This window comes from Thermotoga sp. (assembly GCF_021162145.1).
GTDB lineage: Bacteria > Thermotogota > Thermotogae > Thermotogales > Thermotogaceae > Thermotoga.
The window spans coordinates 1-4247 of sequence record NZ_JAGGZH010000113.1; the positions used below are offsets into that span (position 1 = coordinate 1).

General features: G+C 41.5%; 5 protein-coding genes. 2 read left to right on the forward strand and 3 right to left on the reverse strand.

Going from position 1 to position 4247, the window contains the following annotated elements; genetic code table 11:
- On the forward strand, positions 1 to 501 hold a 501-nt coding region (locus tag J7K79_RS07105), incomplete at its 5' end, for a carbohydrate ABC transporter permease (protein ID WP_296906860.1).
- A 13-nt stretch (positions 502 to 514) separates the two neighbouring features.
- The gene (locus J7K79_RS07110; protein WP_296906864.1) at positions 515 to 1339 is read left to right on the forward strand and encodes a carbohydrate ABC transporter permease; all 825 of its coding nucleotides are present in this window, start codon (positions 515 to 517) and stop codon (positions 1337 to 1339) included.
- A 31-nt stretch (positions 1340 to 1370) separates the two neighbouring features.
- On the opposite strand, the gene J7K79_RS07115 is transcribed toward J7K79_RS07110, so the two are convergent.
- The 3 genes from J7K79_RS07115 to J7K79_RS07125 form a co-directional block, all read right to left on the reverse strand.
- The gene (locus tag J7K79_RS07115) at positions 1371 to 2123 is read right to left on the reverse strand and encodes a LamG domain-containing protein (protein ID WP_296906866.1); all 753 of its coding nucleotides are present in this window, start codon (positions 2121 to 2123) and stop codon (positions 1371 to 1373) included.
- A gap of 20 nt (positions 2124 to 2143) precedes the next feature.
- Positions 2144 to 2896: a LamG domain-containing protein gene (locus J7K79_RS07120; RefSeq protein ID WP_296906868.1), complete on the reverse strand. Its 753-nt coding sequence runs from the start codon at positions 2894 to 2896 to the stop codon at positions 2144 to 2146.
- Positions 2897 to 2937: 41 nt separating this feature from the next.
- Positions 2938 to 4247 (reverse strand): arabinan endo-1,5-alpha-L-arabinosidase (locus J7K79_RS07125; RefSeq protein WP_296906871.1); only part of this gene is annotated, 1310 nt, incomplete at its 5' end.

Below are 4247 nucleotides of genomic sequence, written 5' to 3' on the forward strand. Positions count from 1 at the left end.
CTAGGAATAGTGAACTATCTTTTAACACTGATTGGGATCAACAACCCTCCAAATTGGTTGATGGATCCTAGTTATGTGAGATGGCTTTTAGCTGTTCTAAACATTTATACATTTTACACGGGTCAGATGATGTTGATATTCGATAGTGCTTTGAAAGAGGTCCCTAAGGAACTTTATGAAGCAGCTGAGATCGACGGGGCAGGGACCTTTACAAAATTTTTAAGGATCACACTACCAGCAATTTCTCCTATTCTTCTTTTTAACTTAGTTACTGCTACCATAAATTCTCTAAGCATGTCCTTTGCACTCATATATCCCCTTACGGGTGGTGGACCTGGTAAGTTAACCCAAGCCATCAGTTTAGATATCTATTACAATGCTTTCAAAACGTTTAGATTAGGTTATGCGAGTGCCGAAGCGGTGATATTGTTTATTATCTCTGCGATATTATCGCTTTTAATGTTCGTACTATCGAAGAAATGGGTTTACTACGAAGTTTGATGGGAGGGATTGAATGAAGAGAAAGGGAAGGCAAATTGCTATATACACATTGATGATGATAGTAGCTGTGATCATGTTTTTTCCAATTCTTTGGATCATTTTTTCCTCTTTCAAATCACTTATAGAATTCAGTTCGTATCCACCTAGGTTGTTACCAAAAACATTTTCTTTGAGGAATTATTCTGAAATATTCTCAAACACTAAGCTTCCTCTTTACCTGAGGAACACGCTCATACTGATGATAGGAAACACAGTAGGTACTCTTCTTTCAAGTTCTATGGTTGCATATCCCTTGGCTCGCATGGAATTTAAAGGAAAGAGTTTGGTGTTTGGTTTGATAATAGCTACGATGATGATACCAAGTTATGTTACAATAGTTCCTCAGTATATCCTGTTCAGATACCTTGGTTGGTTGGATTCCTTTTTACCTATTATTGTACCTGCTTTCTTTGCTTATCCGTACAACGTTTTTCTTTTCCGGCAATTTTATAGAACTATTCCTCGCGAACTTGATGAGGCAGCAAAAATTGACGGTTGTAACGAATGGCAGATTTTCTGGAAAATTATAGTGCCCATTTCTAAGCCTATCTTTATAACCATAGGTGTTCTTTCCTCGATATACTGGTGGAATGAATTCTTTGTCCCAATGGTTTTCATCAATTCTGAAGATCTTAAACCCTTGAGTGTCGGAATTTACAGCTTTTCAAGAACGACTTTTATCGTGCGCTGGGATCTCATAATGGCAATGGCAACGATCATGATAATACCACCTATGATACTCTTCTTATTGGCCCGTGAATACATAACTGCAGGGATAAAGACAACAGGTTTGAAATAAAAAATGGAGCTCCCGAGGTAGGAGCTCCGTTTTATTGTTTGTTTTCACGATGATACAGATTTTTCACAACATCCGCACTCAATGGAATATCGTAGATCCTTAATTCATCTATCATCCCCTTGAAAGGTGGATCCCAGAAGTTCACACCCAGTGCAAACACACCTCCCGGACCCACGGAGAACACATCTGGTACCAGTCCATTAGGGTTAGGTTGACCATTGATTTGTATTTTGAGAGGAACTTCTTCTCCATTGATGAACAAACGTGCTTTTCCTTTGTCTACAGTTATCACAACATGGTACCATTTGTTCTTTTCCAGATTGAAAGGAGGTATTCCGTCAAACCATATGTCTTTTCTATCATTTCTGGCCCACAGTAGAGTACCATTGTTCCAGCCATACGGTACAAAACTTAACCAGTAGAAGTAATTTTCTTCGTCTATGTAGCATCCAAAGAAAGTGGTTGTGTGCTGCGTAAATGCCTCGATTTTTAGCCAGAAAGAAACAGAATAATCATAGTCAGTTATGATATCATCTCCGAGAACCACTCCCTTTTTTCCATCAAAAACCAGTGCTTGTCCCACCACACCTTCAACGAATTTCGGGTTTCCAAGAGCCGGAACGTTTATTCTGTTTCCAACAAGGTATGCCTCTCCGAAGTTTCCTGTTTTGTCTTTCAGGTCCCCATCGAATGGATAGTATGCTATCAGACCTTCGTTCAAATCTATACCTGCTACTAAGGAGATTACCCACACTATGAAAACTATTAGGAAAACTTTCTTCATCACAAAACATCACTTCCTTTCTACCTTCCATAATTATAGAGTATCCTCACCTCATCAGGCCCCAGCGCCCTATCGTAGATTCTGAGTTCATCGAACATGCCTTTGAATGGAGCATCCCAGTAATTGGCTCCAAGGGCAAACACTCCTCCTGGTTTCAGGCTGAACACATCCGGTAGTTTGCCCGTCAAGTTTTCCTGACCGTTTATTTGTATCTTTGTAAGAACCTGTTCTCCGTTGATGTAAACTCTGACAATCCCGTTCAGCACAGAAATTGCCACGTGGTACCATTTCCCGGGTTCAATGTTTTTGCTGAGGATACCATCGTACCATATGTTTTGCGCTTCATCCCTTGCCCAGAGCATTGTACCGTTGTTCCAGCAGAAAGGAACGAAGCTGATCCAGTGAATTTTTAGTTTTCTGTCGATGTAGGCCCCGAAGAATGTTGTCGTGAATCTCGTCAGCTTTTCTGCATAAACCCAGAAGGAAATTGTGTAATCGTAGTCTTTAATAAGATCTTCAGGAAGAAGAAGCCCCCTGCTTCCAGGAAGTTTTACAGCCTGTCCAACAACGCCATCAACGAATGTTATTTGTCCTCTACCAACACTTCCTATGGTTCTGCCTGTTTTGACTGCCTCTCCAAAGTGGCCAGTTGCATCCCTCAAGTTTCCATCGAATGGAAAGTAAGCAATCAGGGAAGGATCGTTGTTTGGATCAAAAGCGAAAATCACGCTGAACATCACTCCTAGTGCAAGCAAAAATAGTACCCTCTTCATGTTCTAACACCTCCATGCTGAAGATATTGAAAATTCAAAATTCATTCAACCCTTATTCCCCACACGGAAACTCCATGGTTGGAAAGAGCCGTGAAAACTGTTACCCATCTTTTTTCTGAGTAATGCCACTGTTTCAAAACGACTCCCCTGTACGTGACAGTGGAGCCTTCCTCGTTGATTTCCAGAGTGATGTAGTGTCCCTTCCTTTCCCATTTCCCTTCAACTGCTCCTGTTATCGTTCCATCCTGGTTCAGATGAATTCTCACAGGGTGTTTGATATTACTGGTGATTTCCTTTCCATGATTTATGAATAGGTATTCCCCTACGATCTCCTTGTCTGGTAAATCAGAGATCGTTTCACCTGCATAGGGGAAAGGAGCCATGACGAACCATCCATCTTCATTGAGAAAGAGTTGATGAACTCTGAGTTGATACGTTTCTCCTTTTCCAGGAAACCTTGTGTGGAAGAAAATGAAGTACTTTCCTGTTTCAGGGTCATAATAGGCGGAGTTGTGGCCAGGAGAGACGTATCCGAATGTTTTGAAGTCAATGGTACTGCTTTCACTCAGAGTGAAATTGCCCACAAGTTTGGCTCCATAATTTGCTATTACCGTCTTGCTCCCCATACAGTTTTCCATGCTCTTTCCCTCAGGGTCGTAGTATGGTCCATCTGGGCTTTTAGATCTTGCAACTCTAATGTTGTATCCTCCTCTGTAATCGAGCCCTCCAAAACTCAGAAAGAGATAGTAATAATTCGTCTCTGGACTATATAGAACGAAAGGCCCTTCCATAGAACTGTGATTCCCTCCTGCAAGTCTTTTTCCGTAACCCTGTCCGGGAAGAGGAAGACCCGTTTTAGGATTCAGTTTGAGGATGTAGATTCCTCCGAACCATGATCCGTAGACCATCCACAGATTTCCTTCTTTATCGTAAAAAACAGCAGGATCAAGGGCGTTCGGGTGCTTCCTAGAATTGTACGGTGTACCATCCTCACTTGGACCATCCACAGAATAAACCTGACCGGATCTCACAATCACTGCATAATGTTTATACGGACCTTCTACATTATCGGAGATGGCAATTCCTATGGCAGATCTTGGTGAACCAAAGGTAGAGGCGCAGTAGTACATGTAGTACTTTCCATCGGAAAGTCGAACAACGTGAGGTGCCCAGATATCGTTTCTTGTCCTTGCCCAGCTGAGAGCTTCCTTCAATTCCTCATTTATATTAGGTATTATGGGATTTTTATCGTGCGCACTCGTACTTATCTGATCCCAATGCATTAAATCTTTCGATTTTGCAACCTGAAGATGAGTTCCAAAGACGTAGTAAATATCGTCCACCTTGATGA

Coding starts and splice junctions, on each gene's coding strand:
- J7K79_RS07115 (WP_296906866.1), bottom strand. CDS start 2,123: ATGAAGAAAGTTTTCCTAATAGTTTTCATAGTGTGGGTAATCTCCTTA.
- J7K79_RS07120 (WP_296906868.1), bottom strand. CDS start 2,896: ATGAAGAGGGTACTATTTTTGCTTGCACTAGGAGTGATGTTCAGCGTG.
- J7K79_RS07110 (WP_296906864.1), top strand. CDS start 515: ATGAAGAGAAAGGGAAGGCAAATTGCTATATACACATTGATGATGATA.